This is a genomic window from Treponema sp. R6D11 (genome assembly GCF_054786075.1).
On record NZ_BDHD01001528.1, the window covers coordinates 1 to 214 of the forward strand.

The following is a 214-nucleotide window of genomic DNA, read 5'->3' on the forward strand; positions in this document are numbered from 1 at the left end:
ATCGCGGGGCAGGATAAAGACTTTGAAGGGGCGGTAAAATACGGATCGGGCATTTCAATTCGTTCCATTTTATCAAGGCGGTTGATTAATTCCTGAGCGAAAGCCGCCTTGCTCGCCTTGTAGCGGAAGCGGCGGATAAGCGCTGCGGTCTTGACGATGTCTTCCTGCTGTTCCTCATAGCGTTTAACAAGGGAGGCAAGTTCCGTCTTTCGTA

1 protein-coding gene is annotated in these 214 nt (G+C 50.9%); it reads right to left on the bottom strand.

Annotation, left to right across the window (positions count from 1 at the left end):
* On the bottom strand, positions 1-214 hold a 214-nt coding region (locus tag ACYVTD_RS19270), incomplete at both ends, for a hypothetical protein (protein ID WP_461249179.1).